General features: G+C 68.5%; 21 protein-coding genes. 20 read left to right on the forward strand and 1 reads right to left on the reverse strand.

The features are described 5' to 3' along the window. Position 1 precedes the first annotated feature (1 nt). From JJJ14_RS04315 to JJJ14_RS04375, 13 genes are all read left to right on the forward strand, one after another. Entirely contained in the window at positions 2-2,317 is a 2,316-nt protein-coding gene (locus tag JJJ14_RS04315; protein ID WP_201444777.1) for a sialidase family protein, read from the forward strand. Between the two features lie 71 nt (positions 2,318-2,388). Further along, positions 2,389-3,774: an ABC transporter substrate-binding protein gene (locus JJJ14_RS04320; RefSeq protein ID WP_004565285.1), complete on the forward strand. Its 1,386-nt coding sequence runs from the start codon at positions 2,389-2,391 to the stop codon at positions 3,772-3,774. Between the two features lie 57 nt (positions 3,775-3,831). Next, positions 3,832-4,719, forward strand: coding sequence for a carbohydrate ABC transporter permease (locus tag JJJ14_RS04325; protein ID WP_178388574.1), 888 nt, complete (start codon positions 3,832-3,834; stop codon positions 4,717-4,719). Between the two features lie 60 nt (positions 4,720-4,779). Beyond that, complete coding sequence (locus JJJ14_RS04330) at positions 4,780-5,559, forward strand: carbohydrate ABC transporter permease (RefSeq protein WP_225792465.1); 780 nt, start codon at positions 4,780-4,782, stop codon at positions 5,557-5,559. Between the two features lie 169 nt (positions 5,560-5,728). After that, positions 5,729-6,649: a dihydrodipicolinate synthase family protein gene (locus JJJ14_RS04335; protein ID WP_201444778.1), complete on the forward strand. Its 921-nt coding sequence runs from the start codon at positions 5,729-5,731 to the stop codon at positions 6,647-6,649. A gap of 168 nt (positions 6,650-6,817) precedes the next feature. Then, on the forward strand, positions 6,818-7,858 hold the full coding sequence (locus JJJ14_RS04340) for an ROK family protein (protein WP_201444779.1): 1,041 nt from the start codon (positions 6,818-6,820) through the stop codon (positions 7,856-7,858). Between the two features lie 36 nt (positions 7,859-7,894). Continuing rightward, a complete protein-coding gene (locus JJJ14_RS04345) occupies positions 7,895-8,644 on the forward strand; it encodes an N-acetylmannosamine-6-phosphate 2-epimerase (protein ID WP_010614842.1) in 750 nt (249 codons plus the stop codon). A 202-nt stretch (positions 8,645-8,846) separates the two neighbouring features. Further along, entirely contained in the window at positions 8,847-9,128 is a 282-nt protein-coding gene (locus JJJ14_RS04350; protein ID WP_003783064.1) for an HU family DNA-binding protein, read from the forward strand. Between the two features lie 204 nt (positions 9,129-9,332). Further along, on the forward strand, positions 9,333-10,178 hold the full coding sequence (locus tag JJJ14_RS04355; RefSeq protein ID WP_029316630.1) for an ABC transporter ATP-binding protein: 846 nt from the start codon (positions 9,333-9,335) through the stop codon (positions 10,176-10,178). Continuing rightward, positions 10,154-11,878, forward strand: coding sequence for a transporter (locus JJJ14_RS04360; protein WP_201444780.1), 1,725 nt, complete (start codon positions 10,154-10,156; stop codon positions 11,876-11,878). The genes JJJ14_RS04355 and JJJ14_RS04360 overlap by 25 nt, the downstream gene beginning before the upstream one ends. A 140-nt stretch (positions 11,879-12,018) precedes the next feature. Further along, positions 12,019-12,759, forward strand: coding sequence for a glucosamine-6-phosphate deaminase (nagB, locus tag JJJ14_RS04365; protein WP_009747490.1), 741 nt, complete (start codon positions 12,019-12,021; stop codon positions 12,757-12,759). Positions 12,760-12,850: 91 nt separating this feature from the next. Beyond that, positions 12,851-13,216, forward strand: a complete 366-nt coding sequence (locus JJJ14_RS04370) for a DUF3039 domain-containing protein (RefSeq protein ID WP_004565276.1) — start codon at positions 12,851-12,853, stop codon at positions 13,214-13,216. Continuing rightward, positions 13,213-15,036: a DEAD/DEAH box helicase gene (locus JJJ14_RS04375; RefSeq protein WP_201444781.1), complete on the forward strand. Its 1,824-nt coding sequence runs from the start codon at positions 13,213-13,215 to the stop codon at positions 15,034-15,036. The genes JJJ14_RS04370 and JJJ14_RS04375 overlap by 4 nt, the downstream gene beginning before the upstream one ends. Before the next feature lie 771 nt (positions 15,037-15,807). Here JJJ14_RS04375 and JJJ14_RS04380 read toward each other — a convergent pair. After that, positions 15,808-17,178, reverse strand: coding sequence for a nicotinate phosphoribosyltransferase (locus JJJ14_RS04380; protein WP_201445072.1), 1,371 nt, complete (start codon positions 17,176-17,178; stop codon positions 15,808-15,810). An 80-nt stretch (positions 17,179-17,258) separates the two neighbouring features. Here JJJ14_RS04380 and clpS point away from each other — a divergent pair, with 80 nt between their 5' ends. The 7 genes from clpS (at position 17,259) to JJJ14_RS12605 (ending at position 22,011) form a co-directional block, all read left to right on the forward strand. Then, positions 17,259-17,588, forward strand: a complete 330-nt coding sequence (gene clpS, locus JJJ14_RS04385; protein ID WP_180806172.1) for an ATP-dependent Clp protease adapter ClpS — start codon at positions 17,259-17,261, stop codon at positions 17,586-17,588. Then, positions 17,588-18,268 (forward strand): DUF2017 family protein, encoded by a 681-nt coding sequence (locus JJJ14_RS04390; RefSeq protein WP_201444782.1) that lies wholly within the window; start codon positions 17,588-17,590, stop codon positions 18,266-18,268. Before clpS ends, JJJ14_RS04390 begins: the two co-directional genes overlap by 1 nt. Before the next feature lie 30 nt (positions 18,269-18,298). After that, positions 18,299-19,162 (forward strand): glutamate racemase, encoded by an 864-nt coding sequence (murI, locus tag JJJ14_RS04395; protein ID WP_219350726.1) that lies wholly within the window; start codon positions 18,299-18,301, stop codon positions 19,160-19,162. Further along, on the forward strand, positions 19,159-19,956 hold the full coding sequence (locus tag JJJ14_RS04400) for an MBL fold metallo-hydrolase (RefSeq protein ID WP_101558444.1): 798 nt from the start codon (positions 19,159-19,161) through the stop codon (positions 19,954-19,956). The genes murI and JJJ14_RS04400 overlap by 4 nt, the downstream gene beginning before the upstream one ends. Next, positions 19,953-20,483 (forward strand): DUF3054 domain-containing protein, encoded by a 531-nt coding sequence (locus JJJ14_RS04405; RefSeq protein ID WP_236592910.1) that lies wholly within the window; start codon positions 19,953-19,955, stop codon positions 20,481-20,483. Before JJJ14_RS04400 ends, JJJ14_RS04405 begins: the two co-directional genes overlap by 4 nt. A 167-nt stretch (positions 20,484-20,650) precedes the next feature. Next, positions 20,651-21,847 carry a L,D-transpeptidase gene (locus JJJ14_RS04410; RefSeq protein WP_236592911.1) on the forward strand — a complete coding sequence of 399 codons (1,197 nt, stop codon included), beginning with the start codon at positions 20,651-20,653 and terminating at the stop codon, positions 21,845-21,847. Continuing rightward, positions 21,844-22,011, forward strand: a complete 168-nt coding sequence (locus tag JJJ14_RS12605) for a L,D-transpeptidase (RefSeq protein ID WP_236592912.1) — start codon at positions 21,844-21,846, stop codon at positions 22,009-22,011. The genes JJJ14_RS04410 and JJJ14_RS12605 overlap by 4 nt, the downstream gene beginning before the upstream one ends. The last annotated feature ends 21 nt before the right edge of the window (positions 22,012-22,032 follow it).

The following is a 22,032-nucleotide window of genomic DNA, read 5'->3' on the forward strand; positions in this document are numbered from 1 at the left end:
AGTGACTGAGTCAGTCTGTGCCGCATTGCGGCTTGATGAAGAAATCCTCGACTCTGAGACAGGGAGTATCTCCTGTGAGTTCCGGTCGAGGTCCGACGGCAACCTCTTCGCGCTGCGAGGAGCCGACGGGGCCGGTCTTGAGCTGCGCATCGTCGGATCGTCACTCGTGTACGAGGCGACGGTTCCAGGCAGGTGGAGCAAGCTGGAGGCCGAGGACGTGCGCTCGCTCGATGATGGGCGCTGGCACAGCGCCGTTGTCACCGTCAGCTCTGCCGGTACCCGCCTCTACCTCGACGGCTACCAGGTCTTCTGCGGTACCACCACGACCTTCCTCAAGGACCTTCCCGGTCTGACGCAGGCCGTCGTGGGGCAGGGGGACAGTCCTGAGGTCACCGCCTTCACGGTGCACCCCCGGGTCCTGACATCCAGGGAGGTCCTCGCCCTGTCCAAGCGAGCCGAGCCCCTGGTCGAGGTCGCCGCCAACCGTCTGAGCCCTCACGACGTCGCCCGCTTCGCCGACGTGCGGCACGGCTCCTTCTGGCTGCGCTTCCGGGTGCGGGGACGGATGCAACAAGGGGCCCTCCTCGCAGCCGGCGGACACGGGCGCGAGCAGCTCACCGTGTCCGTGGGGCCCGAGGGGATCGCCTACACGGCCGTGAGCACCACGGGGGAGCGCAGACAGGTCAAGGCCACAGGGGCCTGGAGCGACGGTGGCTGGCACGAGGTCGTGGTCGCTGTGGGGCACGGTGCGGTCGACCTCTACGTCGACGGCTTCCGTGAGACGCACGCTCCAGGCGAGTTCTTCCTCGCAGGGGTCGAGGGGCTCGACGAGATCGTCGTCGGCCAGGACTGCGAGGGGGTGCGTCTGTCCGGAGAGGTCCAGCGAGCAGGGCTCTACGACTACGCGCTCAGCGACGCGCAGATCAAGCGCTTGTCCGAGGTGGAGCCGGTTGAGACCGACGCCCTGTTCGACCGCGGCTACTGCGGCTCGGCCTCCTACCGGATCCCCTCTCTCCTGACGCTGTCCTCGGGCACCATCCTGGCCGGGGCCGACCAGCGGGTCTCCAACGCCAACGACTCTCCCAACGACATCAACTTCGTCGTGCGCCGCTCCTTGGACGCAGGACGGAGCTGGGAGCCGGTGAGCACCGTCATCGACTGCCCGGGAAGCGGGGAGGACGCCTCGTCAGTCATCGACTCCTGCATGGTCCAGGATCCGAGTACCGGACGGGTCTATGTCCTCATCGACCACTTCCCGGGAGGGATCGGGCAGCCCAACTGCTGGGCCTCAACTGGATTCGATGAGCAGGGCAGGCGACTGCTCAGAGATCTCGACGACGGACGCTACGTCGTCGACCCCGATGGCGCGGTCACAACGCTCGAGGGCCAGGACACCGAGTTCCGAGTACTGGATGACGGCACGGTGCTGCGGGACGGCAACCCGGCGGGCAACATCGAGCTGGCCCCCGGAGCGGACCCGGCCGAGACCCTCCTGGCCATCCCCACCAGCTACCTGCAGATCGCCTACTCCGACGACAACGGCCTCACATGGAGCCGGCCGCGGGACCTCAACCCCGAACTGAAGCAGCCGTGGATGAGGTTCCTGGGAACCTGCCCGGGTAACGGCATCGCCCTGAGGAACGGCCCTCACGCCGGACGGCTCATCGTCCCCCTCTACTTCAACAACGACCAGAACTGGCTGGCGATGTGCGCCACGGTCGCCTACTCCGACGACCACGGCGAGACCTGGCAGCTCGGTCACGGCCCCAATGAAGGGCGGCAGACCCCCCAGGGGGAGCTCGACCCGCAGACCTTCGTTGACGAGACCTGGTCGCTGCACGAGGCCGCCGTGGTCGAACGGCACGACGGCGTGCTCGTGCTGTTCATGCGCAACCAGCACCCCCGTGGGCGGGTCGCCGTCAGCGAGTCCCACGACGCGGGGCAGACCTGGGGGCCGATCCGCTTCGATGAGGCGCTGCCCGAGATCTGGTGCCAGCCCAATGCGATCAGTCTGCCCTCGCCCGAGGGGGAGGACCGCATCGTCTTCGCCAACGCCTCGCTCATGCTCCCGTTTCGAGGCTGCGGAGTCATTCGGCTCAGCCTCGACGGCGGACGCAGCTGGAAGCACTCGCGGACCTTCAACCCCGGGCACTACGTCTACCAGTGCATGTGCGTCCTACCCGACGGCAGGATCGGGATTCTTTGGGAGAACGAGTGCCAGGGCCTGTACTTCTCACGCCTGCCCCTGAGCTGGTTCTCCGACGGCCTCGAGACCGTCGATCCCCGTCAGGCCGAGTCGCAGGACTCACAGTCATGACGATGAATCACCTGTCATCCACACCTCACTTCACCACCCATCCATCATCCCCCGTTCAAAGGAGAACTGTCATGACTCCCTCCACCCCCGTCTCATCCCACTCGGCCTCCGCACTCAGCCGTCGCGGCTTCATGGTCCTGGGCGGCATCGGCATGTGCGGTGCGCTGGCCGCATGCGGCGGCAAGGACTCCGCCGAGGACGAGGGGACCGGGCCTCTGCGCGGCACGGTCACCATGTGGTCCTCCTTCACCCAGGGGCCCCGTGCGGACTGGATGAAGAAGATGGCCGAGGAGTTCCACAAGAAGAACCCCGACGTCACCGTCAAGATCGAGCAGTTCTCCTGGTCCGAGTTCAAGACGAAGTGGACCACTGGACTGACCGCGGGCCAGGTGCCGGATATCTCCACCGCACTGCCCAACGACGTCGTGGAGATGATTAACTCCGAGGCCCTGGTGCCGCTGGACAAGGTCATCGACTCCATCGGTCGGGACCGCTTCCCCAAGCAGGCGCTGGCCGAGGGGCAGTCGGACGGAAAGTCCTACTCCGTGCCCATCTACTCCCACGCCCAGGTGATGTGGTACCGCAAGGACGTGCTGAGCTCCAAGGGGCTGTCCGTTCCCACGACCTGGGAGGAGCTGGCCAAGGCCGCCAAGGCCATCGGAAAGTCCGACAGCCTCTACGGACTCTCCGTGCCTCTGGGGACGGGGGACATGCTGGGGGCCCGCTACCTCAACTTCTATGTGCGTTCCGCCGGCCAGAGGCTGCTCAAGGACGACGGGACGGCCAACCTCACCTCCGAGGCCGCCCTGGGTGGCATCAAGTACTGGACCGACCTGTACAAGTCAGTCTCCCCGGAGGGATCGCTGGACTACGCGGTCCTCGACCAGGCAACGCTCTTCTACCAGGGCAAGACCGCCTTCGACTTCAACTCCGGCTTCCACATCTCCGGAGTGGCCAAGGACAGCCCCAACCTGGTCGACTCCATCGCTGCGGCGCCTCTTCCCCGTATGAAGGCCTCCGACCCGGCGAACTACCCGGCCGAGGTGTCCAACGTGCCCCTGGTGGTGTGGGAGGCCTCCAAGGTCAAGCGGGAGGCTAAGGCCTTCCTGGAGTTCCTGTTCACCAAGGACAAGTACATCGAGTTCTTGCACTCGGTCCCCGGAGGCATGCTGCCGGTCCTCAACGACATTGCCAAGGACCCGAGCTACACGAACAACGAGACGATCAAGAAGTACTCCGACTCCATCAAGGTGATTCAGGACCAGGTCGGTGTCGGCACCGCCATCGGCATGGAGAAGGGCCCGCTCGTCCAGGCAGGAGTCCTCACCAGCCAGGGGCTGATCGAGAAGATGTACCACTCGATCATCATCGACAAGACCGATGTCGAGGCCGCCGCCAAGGACTGCGAGAAGAAGCTCAACGAGGCCTTCAAGGCCGCCGGAGCCAGCATCAAGTGACTTGGCGACGCGGTGGGGAGAGGAATCTCCCCACCGCCCAGTCCGAAAGGTGAGCTCATGACTCGAATGAAGCGAATGAACTGGACGGGCGTCGTCTTCGTGGCGCCATCCATACTCATTGTTCTTGCCCTGCTGATCTACCCGGTGTTCTCAAGCATCTGGTACTCCTTCACCGACAAGCACCTCTTGCGCCACAGCTATCACGTGGTGGGTCTGTCCAACTACACCGACCTCCTGGCATCCTCCAGCTTCTGGAACGCGTTCGGGGTGTCGATCAAGTGGACCGCGGCGTCGATCATCGGCCAGCTCGCTGTGGGCCTGGTTCTGGCCCTGGCGCTGGACCGGGTGCCCCGGGGCTCTGGGGTGTTCCGGACACTCCTCATCGTGCCCTGGGCCTTCCCGGCGATCATCACCGCGTTCGCCTGGAAGTGGATCCTCAATGACGTCTACGGGTTCCTGCCCAATCTTGCGACCACTCTCGGTCTCACTGATAAGAACATGGCGTTGCTGGGCAATCCCTCGACGACCTTCTGGGTGGCGTTGCTCATCAACATCTGGTTCGGCGCCCCGATGTTCATGGTGAATATCCTCTCCGCCCTCAAGACCATCCCTCAGGAGCAGTACGAGGCGGCCATGGTGGATGGCGCCTCTGGGCTGCAGAGGTTCAGGTTCATCACGCTGACCCATATTCGAGAGGTCATCGGCCTGCTCGTCATCCTGCGCACCATCTGGGTCTTCAACAACTTCGACATGCTCTTCCTCCTGACGGGCGGAGGTCCGGGGGAGAGGACGACGACGCTACCGATCTTCGCCTACCAGGAGGGCTGGAATCTGCGGCAGCTCGGGGTCGCCTCCACCGTGACGATCCTGCTGCTTCTCTTCCTGCTGGCGCTGGCCTTCGGCGCCTTCAGGATGCTCAACCGCTGGGAAAAGGAAAGGGGCTGAATCATGCGACGTGCTGGTCGTGGTCCGTGGGGTACCGTGTGCGTGTATCTCATTCTCATTGTGGCTGCTTTCGTTGCGGTCTTCCCGCTCGTATGGGTGGTCTCCTCATCGTTCAAGACCTCCCACGAGCTGGCGCAGAATCCGTTGCAGCTGTTCTCGAGCTCGCCGACCCTCGAGCACTACCGCAAGGTGGTCGAGGAGATCGGGTTCCTGACGAACCTGAAGAACTCACTGCTGATCGCGGGCTGCTCGACGGTCATCGCGGTCCTGGTCTCGTTGCTTGGCGCCTACGGGATCGTGAGATTCTTCCCCCGTGTCGGCAAGCAGCTGACCAAGCTCCTCATCGGCACCTACATGTTCCCGCCGATTCTGCTCGCCATCCCGTACACCATCACGATGGTGAAGCTCGGTCTCATGAACAGCTATTTCGGGCTCATCATCGCCTACCTGTCGTTCTCGATCCCCTACGCGATCTGGATGCTCATCGGCTTCTTCCAGACGGTCCCCATCGGGGTGGAGGAGGCGGCAGCCGTGGATGGGGCCAGTCGGTTCCGGGTGTTCTGGCAGATCTCGGTCCCGATCATCCTCCCGGGGATCGTGGCCACCGCCGTCTACACCTTCATCAACACCTTCAACGAGTTCCTCTACGCGCTCCTGTTCATCACCGAGTCGGACAGGATGCCCGTCGCAGTCGGCCTCTACTCTCTCCAGGGGTCGGAGGTTCTTGACTGGGGAGCCATGATGGCTGCTTCCGTGATCGTGATCGTCCCATCGGTCGTCTTCTTCATGGTCATTCAGAAGCACATCTCCGGAGGGCTCTCGGAGGGCTCCGTCAAGTAGCGCCTCCGGGGCGGTCCCCGGTCCGCCTCCTGCCGCTCCGGTGCCTGTGACGTGAGTGATCGCATGCTCACAGGCACCGGGGTGGCGCCAACCGGGAGCATCTGCAACAATACCTCGTGACGTCAGATGTCAGACGTCCGATATCCTTTCAATGAAGAGAGTCACCACAATGGACAACCGTTTCACCGGCGTCATCCCGCCGGTCGTCACCCCTTTCACCGCCGCGGGCGAGGTTGACTTCGACAGCCTGGACAAGGTCGTCGAGCACCTCATCGCCGGTGGTGTCAACGGCCTGTTCGCCCTGGGGTCCTCCGGAGAGGTCGCTTACCTCACTGACGCCCAGCGCGACGCCGTCATCGAGCGGGTCGTCAAGACCGCGGCAGGACGCGTCCCGGTGCTCGCCGGTGCCATCGACACCACCGCCCACCGGGTCATTGACCAGGCTCGTCGGGCAGCCGCCCTGGGCGCCGAGGCGATCGTGGCCACCTGCCCGTTCTACGCGCTCAACGACGCCGAGGAGATCAAGGCTCACTTCCGCGCCATCGCCGCGGCCATCGACGTCCCCGTCTTCGCCTACGACGTCCCCGTGCGCCTCGGCGGCGCGAAGCTCGGTTGCGAGCTGCTCGTCGAGCTGGGCAAGGAGGGCGTCCTGGCCGGTGTCAAGGACTCCTCCGGCAACGACGTCGCCTTCCGCAGGCTGGTGGCCGCCAACGAGGCCGCGGGCCACCCCCTGGCCCTTCTGACCGGCCACGAGTGCGTCGTCGACGGCATGCTGCTGCTGGGTGCCGACGGCCTCGTCCCCGGATACGGCAACGTGGACCCGGTCCGCTACGCCGAGATGTGGAAGGCCTCCCGCGAGGGGGCGTGGGACGAGGTGCGCCGCCTCCAGGACGAGGTCTGCGCCGGCTTCGAGATCGTCTTCGTACCCCAGGGCCGCTCGGCCGACGCGACCGGCATCGGCGCCTTCAAGACCGCTATGGAGGCTATCGGGATCATCGCCACCAACGAGATGGCCTTCCCCGTCAAGGCGCTCGAGGGCGAGACCAAGGAGCGGGTCCTGGAGATCGTCAAGGCCCAGGGCCTCATCTGACGTCCCGGCGGCTGCATGGCCGGTGGTCGCGGCACCGACCGATCCGGACATGCAGCCGCCGTGGCAGCGGCGAGGCCTAGAGCCTCGCACCAGGCGGCCTCCTGCGGCCGCCCCTCATTCATTTCTCACCCCGGTGCGCCAGCGCCCAGCATCCCGTCGGAGAGCGTCATGAGTCAGGATGTCCTCCCATCCACCCCCCTTGCCCCATCATCATCGTCGTCCGGTCAGGCCCCGCTCGTCGTCGGACTCGACCTGGGCGGCACCAAGATGGCCGCCGCACTGGTCGACTCCGGCGGAACCCTGCAAGGACCGGTGAGCTCCTGCCCGACCCCGGCTCACGAGGGCCCCACCGCCATGCTCAATGCCATCAGCGGCCTGATCGCGACGGTCGTCGAGACCGGAACGCACCAGGAACCCGGCAAGGCCGCGGCGATCACGGCGGTCGGAATCGGTACCGCCGGCGTCGTCGACGTCGAGCGGGGGACCATCCTGTCGGCCACTGACGCCATCACCGGATGGGCCGGCACGCAGGTCGCCGCCGGCGTTCGCGAGCGGCTCGCCGCCCAGGGGCTGGGTGAGCTGCCGATCCACGTCGAGAACGACGTCGACGCCTACGCCGCCGGAGAGGCCTGGCTCGGTGCCGGCACCGGAGCCGAGGTCGTCCTCATGGTGGCGGTGGGCACCGGGGTCGGCGGCGCCCTCGTCCTCGATGGGCGAACCCGCAGGGGCGCCCACCACGTGGCCGGCGAGATCGCCCACGTCCCCGTCCCCGGGGCCCAGGGCGAACCCTGCACCTGCGGCAGGACGGGGCACCTGGAGGGCATCACCGCCGGACCTCAGATCCACCGCCGCTACCTGGCCAAGGGCGGAGACCCCGACGTTCCCGACGCCCGCGGGGTCGAGGAGCGCGCTGCTGCCGGGGACGACATCGCTGCGGAGGTCTACCGCGACTCGGCCACCTGCCTGGGCAGGGCACTGGCAGGACTGGTCACCGTGATCGACCCCGACGTCATCGTCGTCTCCGGTGGCCTGGCCCGCGCCGGTGACCTGTGGTGGGAGCCCCTGCGGCAGACCTTCGCCGCAGAGATCATCGACCCCCTGGCTCCCATCAAGATCCTTCCCGCCACCCTGGGGACCACCGCGCCGATCGTCGGCGCGGCTCGCGGTGCCCTCGCCCTGGCCGCCAGCAACGACAACCATCGCCCCTAGCCGCCGGGCTTGGGCACCATCAGACAGGACACACCTATGACCGAGCAGTCATCTTCACAGCCGTCAACGCAGGCGCAGAGCGCCACGGCGGGGGGCCACCCCGTCCTGGAACGCCTCAGGGGAGGGCTCATCGCCTCCGCCCAGGCCTACCCGGGCGAGCCCATGCGCGACCCCCGCACCATGGACCAGGTGGCCCAGGCCTGCGTCGCCGGCGGCGCCGTCGGCATCCGTGCACAAGGACTGGCGGACCTGGCCCTCATCTGCCAGCACGTCGACGTCCCCGTCATCGGCCTGTGGAAGGACGGGCACGACGGCGTCTTCATCACCCCGACCCTCACCCACGCCATCGCCGTGGCCGCCACCGGAAGCCAGATCGTGGCACTGGACGGCACCCGGCGCCCCCGCCCCGACGGGCTGAGCCTGGCCCAGACCGTCGAGGGGCTGCGAGCGGCCCGCCCCGAGGTCCTCATCATGGCCGACTGCGGCTCCCTGGACGACGCCAAGGCCGCACAGGACGCGGGAGTGGACATCCTGGGGACCACCCTGGCCGGCTACACCGGGGAGCGTCCCAAGACCGACGGGCCCGACCTCGAGCTCGTCGACCAGGTCGCCGGCATCGCGGAGGTCCCGCTGGTGGTGGAGGGCAGGGTCCACACGCCCGCGCAGGCGGCCGCCGCCATGGAGCACGGCGCCTTCGCCGTCGTCGTCGGAACCGCCATCACCCACCCGACGACCATCACCTCATGGTTCGCCAGCGCGCTGCCCGGCGCCCTGTGGAAGGAATGAGCGGAAGGGCGCAAGGAAACGGCGCCGTTCCGCGACTCGCTCCGTGTGTGACGGATGTGACTGCTGTGGCGCAAATGTGCGAATTGTTACTCGCTACCCAGCGCGACACTCCGGTCTGACCTGACAAACCCAAGGTTTTATGCGTAGCGTTGCCAGAAGTGGCACCACACAAGGGTGTCCGTCCACGATCGAGAGGGAAGACATGTCCGTCAACCGCACCGAGCTCATCGCCGCCATCGCCGAGAAGGCCGGCCTGACCAAGACCGACGCCGACGCCTTCCTGGGAGCCTTCCAGGATGTCCTCGTTGAGAACGTCGCCAAGGGTGAGGCCGTGAAGATCACCGGCCTCATGGGTATCGAGCGCGTCGAGCGTGCCGCACGCACTGGCCGCAACCCCCGCACCGGTGAGGAGATTCAGATCCCCGCCGGCTACGGTGTCAAGGTCACCGTCGGCTCCTCGCTGAAGAAGGCTGTCGCCGAGTGATACGTGGGGCCGCGCCCCTGATGTCCTGATTCCGGCCCGTTGCCGCCCGGTCGAGGCGTGGCAACGGGCCGGATCGTGTTCTCCAGCGGTTCCCTCCTCGTCGGGCTGATGAAGCTCAGGGCGGTTCTCCGGGAGGATGTCGGGATCAGTGATCTCCTCCCTGCGGCGGAGGGCTGAATAGGACAAGGCTTTTACAGTGGAAACATGTCTGCTTCCACATTCGCGGTGAGCTCGCCCGACGGCACGGACGCGGTTGGCGCACTGGCCGGGGCCTCGCCCGCTCCTGCCTCCGTTCCGGCACTTCAGATGAGGGGGCTGGTCAAGGCCTTCGATCGCAAAGTCGCGGTGGATCGGTTGAGCCTCGACATTCCCGTGTCCAGCTTCTACGGCATCGTCGGGCCCAACGGAGCGGGCAAGACGACCAGCCTGTCGATGGCCACCGGCCTGCTGCGCCCCGACGCCGGTCAGGTCCTCGTTCATGGCGTCGACGTGTGGACGCAGCCTCAGCGGGCCAAGACCCTTCTGGGGGTCCTGCCCGACGGGCTGCGCACCTTCGACCGGCTCAACGGTCTTGAGCTCGTCACCTACTCCGGACTCCTGCGTGGGCTCGAGCGCGACGTCGTCGTGCCCCGGGCGACCGAGCTGGTCAAGGTACTGGGGCTGTGGGATGCCGGAACCACCCTGGTCGCCGACTACTCGGCGGGTATGCGCAAGAAGATCCACCTGGCCTGCGCCATGGTGCACTCGCCCTCCATCCTGGTCCTGGACGAGCCCTTCGAGGCCGTCGACCCGATCTCCGCCCAGACGATCCAGGCGATTCTGCGGGACTACGCCGCCGCCGGCGGCACGGTGGTCATCTCCAGCCACGTCATGGCCACGGTGCAGCGCCTGTGCGACCACGTGGCCATCATCAATGCCGGCCGGGTCGTCGCCGCAGGCACGACGGAGCAGGTCGCCGCCGGCGCGGACCTCGAGCAGCGCTTCACCGAGCTGGTGGGGGGCCACGTGCGAACGGAGGGGCTGTCATGGTTGCGACCCTCGTCAAGCTGAAGTGGCGTCTGACCCTCAACGCGCTGACCAAGAACGTCTGGGCCATCATCGGGACCGTGTTCGGGGCCCTCTACGGTATCGGGGCGCTCGTCATGGTGCTGGCCGGCGCCGTCGGGCTGGGGCTCAAGGTCGCCCCTGACGTCATCGGGCTGGTGCTCGGGGCTCTCGGGGCGCTGCTGGTGGCAGGTTGGGCCGTGGTGCCACTGCTCGTCACCGGGGTCGACTCCACCCTGGATCCCCGCGCCATGGCGGCCTGGGCCGCTCCGTCCAGAGGGCTGGCGCTCGGCCTGCTGGCCGCCGGCGCCCTGGGGATTCCCGGTTGCATCACGGCTGCCGTCTGCCTCATCCCGGTTCTCACCTGGCTGCTGGCGGGCCAGCTCGCGGCGGCGCTCCTGGCGCTGCTGTGCGCTCCGGCCGCCCTGGCCGCCTGCGTCCTGCTGTCCCGGATCATCGTGACGGCCGCAGGCATCTCCTCCTCGCGCCGGGGGCGTGAGACGACGGCGATCATCGCCTTCGTCTTTTTCTTGGTGGTGACGCAGGCACCGAATCTCATCCCCCGGATTCTCGGGGACGATCCCACCGGCTTTCTTCAACAGCTCCGGACCCTGGCCAAGGTCATGGGGCTGAGCCCCTTCGGGTGGGCCTTCGCGGCCCCTGGTCTCATGGCCACCGGTTCCGTGCTGCCGGCCCTGGCGCTGGCGGTCGGAGCATGGATGCTCCCCGTGATCCTGCTGCCCCTGTGGCAGCGTGTGGTGGGCAAGGTGATGACCTCTCCGGGGACATCGCACACCCGGACGCGGGCCTACGCAGCCGGTAGCACGGACTCCGACGCGCGGAATCAGGGCCTGCCCGATGTGCTGCCATGGGCCCGCAGGCTCGGCGCCGCCCTGCCCGCCCCCGCCGCCGCCGTGGCGGCCCGCAGCCTGCGCTACTGGCGCACCGATCCCAGGTACCTGGTTCAGTTCCTGTCCGCCCTGCTCCTTCCCGTTGTGATCGTTCTGGGGCCTGCTCTCAACTCCAGTCGGTTCTCCGCCGGTGTCAACGGCCGGCCGGTGGACACCAGCTTCGCCCTCGGGCACGCGCCGGCCCCGCTGCTGTTCATGGCACCCGCCCTGGCCGTCTTCATGGGATGGGTGATCCACGATGACCTCGGCCTGGACTCCACCGCCCTGTGGAGTCATATCAGCGCCGGGATCCGCGGGGCCCACGACCGTCTGGGGCGGGTGGTCGGGGCGGCCGTGTGGCAGGTTCCCGCGCTGGTCGTCATCGATCTGCTCATGGTCGCGTGGACAGGGCGATGGGAGGCGCTGCCCGCCGTCACCGGCGCCTGCCTGGCGCTCTACGGCTGTGCGCTGGCCTGGTCCTGCCTCGCCAGCGTCCTGCTGCCCTACGAGACGCTCGCCCCCGGGGACAGCCCCATGCGCTCGCGGACCTCGGGGACGGCCTTCCTGGCCGCGCTCATTCAGATGGCGGCGATCCTGCTTCTGCTGGCCGTGTGCTCCCCGGTTCTGGGGGTGGCGGTCTACGGTGTCGTCCAAGGCGCGCCGGTGTGGGCCTGGGTGGCGCTCGTTGCGGGGGTCGTGTGGTGCGGTCTGCTGCTGTGGGGCGGAGTCGTTGTCGGCGGGCGGGTGCTGGATCGGCGAGGGCCTCAGGTCCTTGCCACGATCCGCACCTGGCCGGGACACTCCCAGCCGGTGTGATCGCCCTGGTCACACCACAACGGGGTGATTGATTCTGATGACTCGGGGTAGGATTGCTTTAAACTCGCTCACTCAGTGAGCGGCTCTCAGAGATCCGTACACCCCATACCACCAGTTGTTGTGTCAGAGAGGACATCACCGTGCAGCTTGTCATTCTGGATTCCGCGCAGGCGATCGCGCAGCGGGCGGCCGACGAGATCGAGGCGCTGCTCAAGGACAAACCAGCAGCCGTGCTGGGAACCGCGACGGGCTCCTCGCCCCTGCCCCTGTACGACGAGCTCACTGCTCGCTGCGCCGCTGGACGCCTCAGCTTCGCCGAGGTCACTGGATTCATGCTCGACGAGTACGTCGGCCTGCCCGCAGGCCACCCGGAGCGCTACGCCACCTTCATGGAGACCAACCTGCGCTCCCGCGTCGACATGCGCCCCGGCGCCCTCCACGGCCCGGACGCACTGAGCGAGGACCTCGAGGCCGCCTGCCGGGACTACGAGGCGCAGATGGCTGCGGCCGGGTACTGCGACCTGCAGATCCTCGGCATCGGCTCCGACGGGCACATCGGGTTCAACGAGCCCGGTGGCGCCCTCGACTCGCGCACGCACCTGGGCGAGCTCCACGAGCAGACCCGCCGGGACAACGCCCGCTTCTTCGGCGGCGACGTCGAGGCCGTGCCCACCCAGTGCATCACCCAGGGGCTGGCCACCATCATGGAGGCCCGCAAACTGGTCCTCATCGCCACCGGCGAGGGCAAGGCCGAGGCCATCGCCCAGCTCGTCGAGGGGGAGGTCAGCACCCAGTGGCCGGCGACCGTCATGCAGCGTCACGACGACGCCCTCGTGCTGGTCGATCCCGCCGCCGCCAGCCGGCTCACCTCGACGCACTGACGACGGCGCAGGCTCTCCTCAAGGGAGAGCCTGCCCACAGGGGCGGGGCGGGCGACTGCCGGTACGCGCTGTCCGACCTACACTGGGCGGCATGACAGACGTCCTCGCCAGTGCCGATCCCGGATCGCCCGGAGCCCCGACAGACCCGGCCGCCGAGCCCACCCAGGGCGTCGGTACGGCTGTCCTGGAGCGCGAGGAGCTCCAGTCGACCGACGACGGCGACGCCGACCGCTTCGCCCACTACGTCCGCAAGGACAAGATCGCCGCGGCCGCTGTCACCGGGCGTCCCGTCGTCGCCCTGTGCGGCAAGGTGTGGACGCCCGGGCGCGACCCGTCGAAGTACCCGGTGTGCCCCACCTGCAAGTCCATCTACGAGGAGATGCGCAACGGGGAGGGCTCCGGCGACGGCAAGGGGCCTCGCTTCCCCCGCTTCCCGTTCGGGCGAGGCGGTCGGTGAACGCCGCCCGCGGCGGCCAGGCGACCCATCCCACCCCGACGCGAGCCTCGACGTCGGCAGCCCAGAACCTCTCCCCGGCCTACCCGCGCCGCGCCGCCTGGGGGACAGCAGGTTCACTGCGCGCCTGGCAGGCCGCTGCGCTCGGGCAGTACCTGGAGACGATGCCCCAGGACTTCCTGGCGGTGGCCACCCCTGGGGCCGGCAAGACGACCTTCGCGCTGCGAGTGGCCACCGAGCTGCTCAGCTCCGGAGACGTCCACAAGGTGACGATCGTCTGCCCCACTGAGCACCTCAAGTACCAGTGGGCCGAGGCCGCTGCCCGCGTCGGTATCCATATCGACCCCTCCTACTCCAACTCCCAGGGAGCACTCGGGTCACGCTTCGACGGCGTCGCCCTGACCTACGCCCAGGTGGCTGCCAACGCCAACCTGCACCGCGCCCGCACCGACCAGGCCCGCACCCTGGTCATCCTCGACGAGATCCACCACGGGGGAGACGCCCTGAGCTGGGGTGACGCGATCCGGGAGGCCTTCACCCCGGCACGGAGGCGACTGGCTCTGACCGGAACGCCCTTCCGCTCCGATACCTCCCCGATCCCCTTCGTGCGCTACAAGGAGGACGCCTCCGGGGCGAAGCGCTCCCAGGCGGACTACTCCTACGGCTACTCCGACGCGCTGCGCGACGGAGTCGTGCGCCCGGTGATGTTCATGTCCTACTCGGGGCAGATGCGGTGGCGCACCAAGGCCGGCGACGAGGTCGCGGCGCGCCTGGGCGAGCCCCTCACCAAGGACCTGGAGTCCCAGGCCTGGCGCACCGCGCTCGACCCGGCGGGGGAGTGGATCCCCGCGGTCCTGGCCGCCGCCGACCAGCGCCTGACCGAGGTGCGCCGCCAGGTGCCCGACGCCGGAGCCCTCGTCATCGCCTCCGACCAGGCCAAGGCCCGCGCCTACGCCAAGCAGCTGCGCGCCATCACCGGCGAGGCCCCCACCGTGGTCCTTTCCGACGACAACGGCGCCTCCAGCCGCATCGAGGCCTTCTCCGCCTCCACCGACCGCTGGCTGGTGGCCGTGCGCATGGTCTCCGAGGGAGTGGACGTGCCCCGCCTGGCCGTGGGCGTCTACGCCACCTCCACCTCCACCCCGCTGTTCTTCGCCCAGGCCGTGGGGCGCTTCGTGCGCTCGCGGGCGAGGGGGGAGACCGCATCGGTGTTCCTTCCCTCGGTCACGCCGCTGCTGGCCCTGGCCGGGGAGATGGAGGTGGCCCGTGACCATGTCCTGAGCCGCCCCGACTCGGCGGTGCAGGAGGACTCCCTGTTCAGCCCCGAGGACCGGCTCCTCGCCGAGGCCAACAAGACTGAGAACGCCTCGGCCGAGCTGCTGCCGGGCTTCGAGGCCATGGACAGCCAGGCCGAGTTCGACCGGGTGCTCTTCGACGGCGGCGAGTTCGGCACCGGTGCCATGGTGGGCAGTATCGAGGAGCAGGAGTACCTGGGGCTGCCCGGTCTGCTGGAGCCCGAGCAGGTGACCGCCCTGTTGCGCCAGCGCCAGGACAAGCAGATCGCCTCCCAGAAGAAGCAGGCCGCCGCTGAGGCGCAGAGGCGGAAGAACTCAGGGGTCGACGACGCCCGGCGGCGGGCAGCGGCCCGTAAGGAGCTCTCCCAGCTGGTGGCCGCCTGGGCCCGCCGCTCGAGCCAGCCCCACGGCGTCGTCCACAACGAGCTCAGGCGCGTGTGCGGGGGGCCGGAGGTCGCGGCCGCCTCCACCGAGGAGATCGAGAAGCGCATCCAGACCCTGCGGCGCTGGTTCGTCGGCAAGCGCTGACAGTGCTGATAGGGCCGACTGTGTTGTCTCGTGGCTTCTGAGAGTTTCGGATGTCATGACATCTCAAGACACCGGTGGGGTGCGTCTGCCAGATGGGAGAGATGCTGTTTCGGCCTGTCGGAGGGGCTGTCCCGGTCTCTGTGGTGGTTGCCGTCGTCTGGATGCAGTGCACGAGGGTGGGGTGCTACTGGAGGAGGGTGGGGGGTACTTCGGGTAGGTGGGGCCTTCGTGCAGTATGCACAACCCTTGGTCAGTGGATCCCGACCCTCGTGGAGCAGGCCTGCTCAACGAGGCGCCGGCGTCGAGTCATAGCCTTCAGGTCCCTGCGCAGGCGGTGGTCAGGGGACGGTGGGGCGGATCTGTGACGGAGGCGCCGGGCCGTGCCGTACGAACCACGGGCTCTCGCTCCTGCGCGGCCTGGTGTCCACAGTGCTGACATTGACGAGCCTGGCGTTGAAGCGCCCAGCGGGGATCGTTGGAATCCTGCGGTTCTTCTTCGGTGTGCGGCGTCGGTGCGCCTGTGATGTCAGCACCGTGGACACCCACGCCCCGTCATGCCTCGCCCCTCAGCCACCCTCGCCTCCTGGACCACCGGCCCGCCCCGGGTTCCTGCCCGAGCGAGTGTCTCAGAAGTCATGACACTCACATGTCTCAGAAGTGAGGAGACAGCACAGTTGTTAAGGCTGACGACACAATGCCGACAACGCTGATAACGCCGATAACGCTGACAAGGAGCGCCGGCCAGGGGCGGGATGCGCCCCTGGCCGCCGGTCAGCGTCGGGTGGCGCCTCGCCCGTCGAGGTCGATGTGACGGGTCGGCAGCGCCGACTCGCCGTCGCTCAGACGCCAGGCGTCGTAGGGGAGCTCGGCGCGCGACGCCCGGTGCCGTTCCGCCGCGGTGCTCAAGGCCTCCTTGCCGCGGTGCTCCTCGATGATCCGGCCCTCATCGACCAGGACCACCTGAAGCGGCCGGGCACCGGCCTGGCTCAACGCCGTCATCCCCTCATCCTGCGAGCTGGAGGCGACCACCAGCTCCTCGGCGGCCGTGCCCTCGGAGCTGAGGATGCGGCCGGCCCACTTGCGGCCACCCACGGTTGACTTGCCGCCCGAGGAGAACTTGGCGACCTCCTCCATGGTGCCGTCGGCGCCCTCGCGCTCCACCAGCTTGTAGACGAGCGCCGCAGTCGGGCGCCCCGAGCCCGTCACGAGCTTGGTGCCCACACCGTAGGAGTCCACGGGGGCCGCCCCCAGTGCCGCGATGGCGTGCTCATCGAGGTCGTTGGTGACGGTGATCCTCGTCGAGGTCGCCCCCAGGGCGTCGAGCTGGGCGCGCACCTTGAAGGCCTCAGCCACCAGGTCGCCAGAGTCCAGACGCACCGCCCCGAGCTCACCGCCCGCGGCACGGGCCGCCTTGACCGCCCGCTCCACGCCGGTGGCGATGTCGTAGGTGTCCACCAGGATCGTGGTGCTCGGTCCGAGGCTGGCCACCTGCGCCGCGAAGGCCTCCTCCTCGGTGTCGTGCAGGAGGGTGAAGGAGTGGGCCGAGGTCCCCACGGTGGGAATGCCGTAGAGGAGCCCCGCCTCCAGGTTGCTCGTTCCCACGAAACCGCCGACGACCGAGGCCCTGGCCGCGGCGACGGCTGCCTGCTCGTGGGCCCGGCGTGCCCCGAAGTCCACGCAGGGGCGCCCGTGGGCGGCGATGGTCATGCGGGAGGCGGCTGCGGCGACGGCGCAGTCGTAGTTGTAGATCGACAGGGCCAGGGTCTCCAGGATGCAGGCCTCGGCGAAGGTGCCCTCCACGGTCAGCAGCGGGGAGCCGGCGAAGTAGCACTCGCCCTCGGCGTAGCCGCGGATCGTCCCGGAGAAGCGGTAGTCGCGCAGGAAGTCCAGGGTCTCGTCGTTGACGACCCCGGTGCGGTGCAGGAAGTCGATCTGGACGGGGGTGAACGTGAAGGCCTCGATGGCGTCCAGCAGCCGACCAGTGCCCGCCACCACACCGAAGCGGCGTGACCCGGGGAGGCTGCGGCCGAAGAGCTCAAAGACGCTGCGCCGTGAGGCGGCCCCCGACGCCAGTGCTCCTTGCAGCATCGTGAGCTCGTACATGTCGGTCAGCAGGGAGGTTGAGGCCGTGGACACGTCCATGGAGGCGGCGGCGGAATCGGCAGAGGGCGCGTAGCTGTTCACGGGAACAACCTATCGCGGTTCACCGCTACCCTGGTGGTATGAGCACCTCGTTGCCCGTTGCGGAACCGGAGATCCTGGAGGAGTCGCGCGTCCGTGCTCAGCGCCTGTGGTGCACCGTGGTTCACGACGACCCGGTCAACACGATGAGCTATGTGACCTGGGTGTTCCACTCCTACTTCGGTTTCTCGCTGCCTGTGGCCGAGGCCCGGATGATGCAGGTGCACACCACCGGCCGCGCCGTGGTCTCCCAGGGAGCCCGAGAGCGCATGGAGGTCGATGTCACGGCGATGCACGGATACGGCCTGCGCGCCACCATCGAGCCCGTGGGTGACGACGCCGGTGCGGACGACTCTTCAGGAGGTCGCTGATGCGAGCCTTCCGCCGCGTCCCCGAGGGGCTGGCCTGCGGCCTTGACGACTGGGAGCGCGAGCTCCTGGCCAGGCTGGCCCTGGAGGTGAGGGCCCTTCTCCAAGCGGATGCTCCCCAGGGGGTCGGCCAGTCCGAGACCTCCTCGCCGTCGCCCCCCGACCCGGTGCGCCCGGGGGAGAGCGAGCGGGATCGTAAGGTCCTGGAGGCCCTGGACTTCGACCCCGATCCGCCGACCAACCACGTTCACCCCGGTCGCCCGAGCGCGGACCCCGTTATCGCTGTCCTGCTCCCGCAGGCCTCGGAGGATCCCATCACCTCGATGGAGGTCAGCAGCCTGACTCGTGCGCGCCTGCGGGGTGACAAGGTCGACCGCCTGGCGCGCCTGGCCGTCGAGCTGCGGGCGCCGTCGGGCCCTGAGGGAACGGTGCTCGTGGCCCCGGGCCAGGAGTCCGACTGGCTGGGGGCGAGCAATGACATCCGGCTCGTGCTGGCCCAGCGTCTGGGCATCGAGTCGGCTCAGGACGCCGAGCGCGTTCACGCAGCCGCCTTCCAGGAGGCCCCCGAGGAGGAGACCTCTCGCGAGCAGTGGTACCGGGGGACGGCGCTCGTCTACGACATGGTCACCTGGTGGCAGGAATCACTGGTATCCGCGCTGTTCGGGGGCACAGGGCCCGCATAGTCTCGCGGTGTGAATGATGCTCCGATCGGGATGTTCGACTCTGGGGTCGGTGGCCTCACCGTCGCCCGTTCTGTCCTCGACCAGCTGCCCCATGAGCAGGTGCTCTACATCGGGGACACCGCGAACAGTCCCTACGGCCCCAGGGACATCGCCGAGGTCCGGTCGCTGGCTCTGAGCATCATGGACGAGCTCGTGGACCGCGGGGTCAAGCTGCTCGTCATCGCCTGCAACACCGCCTCGGCGGCCGTCCTGCACGATGCGCGGGAGCGCTACACCCTGGGGCGGGGCGTCCCGGTCATCGAGGTCATCCACCCGGCGGCGCGTACCGCGGCCCGAGTGACCCGCAACGGCAAGGTGGGGCTGATCGCCACCCGCGGGACGGTCGACTCGCGCGCCTACGACGACGCCCTCCAGGCCGTTCCCGGCGTCGAGCTCGTCTCTCAGGCGTGCCCGCGTTTCGTCGAGCTGGCCGAGCGGGGGGTGACCACCGGCCCCGAGGTGCTCGACGTCGCCGAGGAGTATTTGGCCCCCATCAAGGCCGCCGGTGTGGACACCCTCATCCTCGGCTGCACCCACTACCCGTTGCTGGTGGGGCCGATCTCCTATGTCATGGGGCGGGACGTGACCCTGGTGACCTCCTCGGACGAGACCGCCAAGGACGTCTACCGGGCGCTGGCCGGCAAGAACCTTCTGCGCGGGCCGGAGGCTCCTGAACCGCGCCATGACTTCGCCTCCACCGGCGACCCGGAGGCATTCTCCGTCCTGGCCCGGCGCTTCCTGGGCCCCGAGGTCACCGCCGTTGAGCATGTCGCCTTCGCCCCTGGGGCAGCCGGCGCCCCTGCCGGGCTGCCCCACCCTCCCTCACCTCCCACCTCCCACCAAGGATCTGCATGAGACTCACGATTATCGGCTGCTCCGGCTCCATGTCGGGCCCCCAGTCCTCGGCCTCCTCCTACCTGGTGCAGGCCGACGGAGTCGACGCCGACGGCGCGGTGCGCACCTATTCGATCGTGCTGGACCTCGGGCCGGGGTCGATGGGCCAGCTGCTGCGTCACCTCGATCCCGCCGAGCTCGACGCCATTGCGATCTCCCACTGCCACGCCGATCACATGGTGGACCTGGTGGGCATGCACGTCTACCGGCGCTGGCTGCCCACCGGGGCGCTCGGGCCGGTGGCCTGCCTGGGTCCCTCGGAGCTGCTGGAGCGTCTCCAGGGGGTTGACGGCGTCCCGCCCAGTGAGCGCTACGCCACGGAGTTCGGCTTCGTCACCGCCGTGCCCGGTAGGTCCTACAGCGTGGGCCCCCTGGTGATCTCCCCCTTCGAGGCGCTCCACCCCGTGGAGGCCTACGGCTACCGGATCGAGGGCCCCAGCGAGGAGGACCCCTCCCGTCGGGTCAGCCTGGCCTTCACTGGGGACACGGACATCTGCCAGACGATGAGCGACATGGCTCAAGGAGTGGACCTCCTCCTGGCCGAGGCGGCCTTCGTCGAGGGCCGCGACACCGTGGGCGGCATGCACATGACGGGGCGTCGCGCCGGCGAGCTCGCCGCCCAGGCCGGCGCGGGGCACCTGGTCCTCACCCACATCCAGCCCTGGACGGATCCGGCCGTGCCCCTCAAGGAGGCCGCAGCCGTCTACTCCGGCCCGTTGGAGGCGGCGACGGCGGACGCCGTCTGGGAGCTGTGAGCGCTGACGGGCACGATCGCCCCGCCCCGCGCAGAACGGTCTCCTTCACTCCGGCTCTTCCCGACGGGGTGGACTGCCCCTGGACTCGGGGGAGACGGACTCGCTGGTGGCTGGTGGTTCCCGCCGACCTGGCGGCGGCGGCCCTCGTGGCCCTGTTCGGTGCCGCCTCCACCCGCAGCCTGGGGGAGGTTCCCGCCTCCCTGTGGCAGGCGGGGGCGGCCCTCCTCGTCGCCTGGGGCGTGACCTGGCTCGTGCGACGCTCCCGCCCCGATCACCTGGAGATGGCGCTGCCCGAGGGGCTCATCGTCGTGGGGGTCAGCTGGGTGGTCTGGACCGCGTTGCGCCAGGTGGCATCCGCATTCGACGACGTGTCCGCCATGGCCTCCTGGGCGGTGATGACCGGGGCCTTCCTCCTGGTGTTCCTGGGCGGATGGAGATGGCTCTACGGCTACGTGCGCGCCCACGACTCCCTGACCCCCAAGCCCGTGGCGCGGCGCCTCGCCGAGCAGGAGAGGGAGGGCACCTAGCCCGGCGGTGGTCGGCCCGGACTGGTTCCTATATCAGGTCGCTTGTCTTTATTGAATGACAACCCCGCCATTCGTACCTTGGCGCCATGCACCACTGCGCCAGTCGACGTCGACCGCTTCGGTGGGTCGGCGTCCTGATCGCCGTCTGCCTCATTTTGGGAGGAACGGTGGGCGGATCGGTCGTCTATCTCCACAGGCACGAGGGGCGGGCTCCGCGCGGAACCATCCTCATGGGCCAGGACGTGACCGGAATGGACCGGTCGACCCTGACCGCGCTCGTGCTTCAGCGGGCCGCGTCGGCGTCACTGACGCTGACCGTCGACGGAACTCCCACCACGGTTCCGCTCACCCAGATCGCCCAGGTCGATGCCCGAGCCACCGTGGAGGCAGCCGTGTCCGGGGCGGGGTCACTGGTGACCCACCTGCACGGCATTGTGGGGACACGGCAAGTGGCGGTGCGGTACGTGGTCAACCAGGAGGCCCGCGCCGCGCTGGTGTCGCAACTGAGCAGCACGTTGCGTGACCACGTCGTCGAGCCGGCCCTGACCTGGAACGAGGGCAGCGGCGGCTTCACCACCTCACCGGGACGAGCCGGCAACGACATCGACCCCGCTGATGTTGATGCGGCGCTCGACGTCGCCGCACGCGAGCTGGCGAAGAACCATACCGCGCCGGTGTCGATCCGCCGGACCGAGCCCACGGTGAGCGCCCAGGAGGCGAGTACGGTCGCACAATCGGCAACCGCGCTGCTGGACGCCGAGCTCCAGGTGACGGTCGACGGCTCAGCGCACGCCGCCTCCAAGGCTCAGAAGGCCTCATGGATCGACTTCCCCGTCAAGGAGGGCCGCATCGTGCCGACGGTCTCCCAGGAGAGAGTCAGGTCCTGGGTGACCTCACTGAGCACGCCGGAGGAGCGCACACCGGTCAACGCCATCAACGACGTCGACTCAGCCGGCACGGTGCTCCAGCTCGCCCGCCCGGGCAAGGCCGGGAGGAAGGCCGGCAACATCGAGCCGGTGACGACGGCGCTCGTCCAGGGCCTCGGCCAGGGCCGGAGCGTCAGTCAGCAGATCAGCTGGGACGAGGTGCCCCACTCCAGCGAGAACCGGGTGGTGCCCAACGGGCCGGAGCGCTTCGCCTACCAGGCCAAGGCGGGGGAGAAGTGGGTCGATGTCAACCTCACCGACTCAACGCTGACCGCCTACGAGGGGCAGAAAGTCGTCTACGGGCCGATCCTCATCAACCACGGCGGTGTCGGGCACGAGACCGTCACCGGCACCTACAAGATCTACCTGCGCTACCAGGCGCAGGACATGGGCTGCACCCCGAGTGGCCCTACTGCGAACGAGGGGTCCCGTGGGTGAGCTACTGGCACGACAGCTACGCCCTCCACGGCGCCCCCTGGGTCAAGGAGTTCGGTATCGGGACAGATGAGTCCTCGCACGGCTGCATCAACATCCCGGTGCCGGACGCTCAGGCGATCTGGCAGTGGTCCGAGATCGGTACCACCGTGGTGACACACTACTGACGGCACTTCACTGATGGCGCC

This window comes from Actinomyces sp. HMT 175 (genome assembly GCF_016694895.1).
Lineage (GTDB): Bacteria > Actinomycetota > Actinomycetes > Actinomycetales > Actinomycetaceae > Actinomyces > Actinomyces oris.

Bases quoted from the DNA above. Each gene is read 5' to 3' on its own strand.
- JJJ14_RS04320 (WP_004565285.1), top strand. From the start codon at position 2,389: ATGACTCCCTCCACCCCCGTCTCATCCCACTCGGCCTCCGCACTCAGC.
- JJJ14_RS04325 (WP_178388574.1), top strand. From the start codon at position 3,832: ATGACTCGAATGAAGCGAATGAACTGGACGGGCGTCGTCTTCGTGGCG.
- JJJ14_RS04335 (WP_201444778.1), top strand. From the start codon at position 5,729: ATGGACAACCGTTTCACCGGCGTCATCCCGCCGGTCGTCACCCCTTTC.
- JJJ14_RS04340 (WP_201444779.1), top strand. From the start codon at position 6,818: ATGAGTCAGGATGTCCTCCCATCCACCCCCCTTGCCCCATCATCATCG.
- JJJ14_RS04345 (WP_010614842.1), top strand. From the start codon at position 7,895: ATGACCGAGCAGTCATCTTCACAGCCGTCAACGCAGGCGCAGAGCGCC.
- JJJ14_RS04350 (WP_003783064.1), top strand. From the start codon at position 8,847: ATGTCCGTCAACCGCACCGAGCTCATCGCCGCCATCGCCGAGAAGGCC.
- JJJ14_RS04355 (WP_029316630.1), top strand. From the start codon at position 9,333: ATGTCTGCTTCCACATTCGCGGTGAGCTCGCCCGACGGCACGGACGCG.
- JJJ14_RS04360 (WP_201444780.1), top strand. From the start codon at position 10,154: ATGGTTGCGACCCTCGTCAAGCTGAAGTGGCGTCTGACCCTCAACGCG.
- JJJ14_RS04370 (WP_004565276.1), top strand. From the start codon at position 12,851: ATGACAGACGTCCTCGCCAGTGCCGATCCCGGATCGCCCGGAGCCCCG.
- JJJ14_RS04380 (WP_201445072.1), bottom strand. From the start codon at position 17,178: ATGGACGTGTCCACGGCCTCAACCTCCCTGCTGACCGACATGTACGAG.
- clpS (WP_180806172.1), top strand. From the start codon at position 17,259: ATGAGCACCTCGTTGCCCGTTGCGGAACCGGAGATCCTGGAGGAGTCG.
- JJJ14_RS04390 (WP_201444782.1), top strand. From the start codon at position 17,588: ATGCGAGCCTTCCGCCGCGTCCCCGAGGGGCTGGCCTGCGGCCTTGAC.
- murI (WP_219350726.1), top strand. From the start codon at position 18,299: ATGTTCGACTCTGGGGTCGGTGGCCTCACCGTCGCCCGTTCTGTCCTC.
- JJJ14_RS04400 (WP_101558444.1), top strand. From the start codon at position 19,159: ATGAGACTCACGATTATCGGCTGCTCCGGCTCCATGTCGGGCCCCCAG.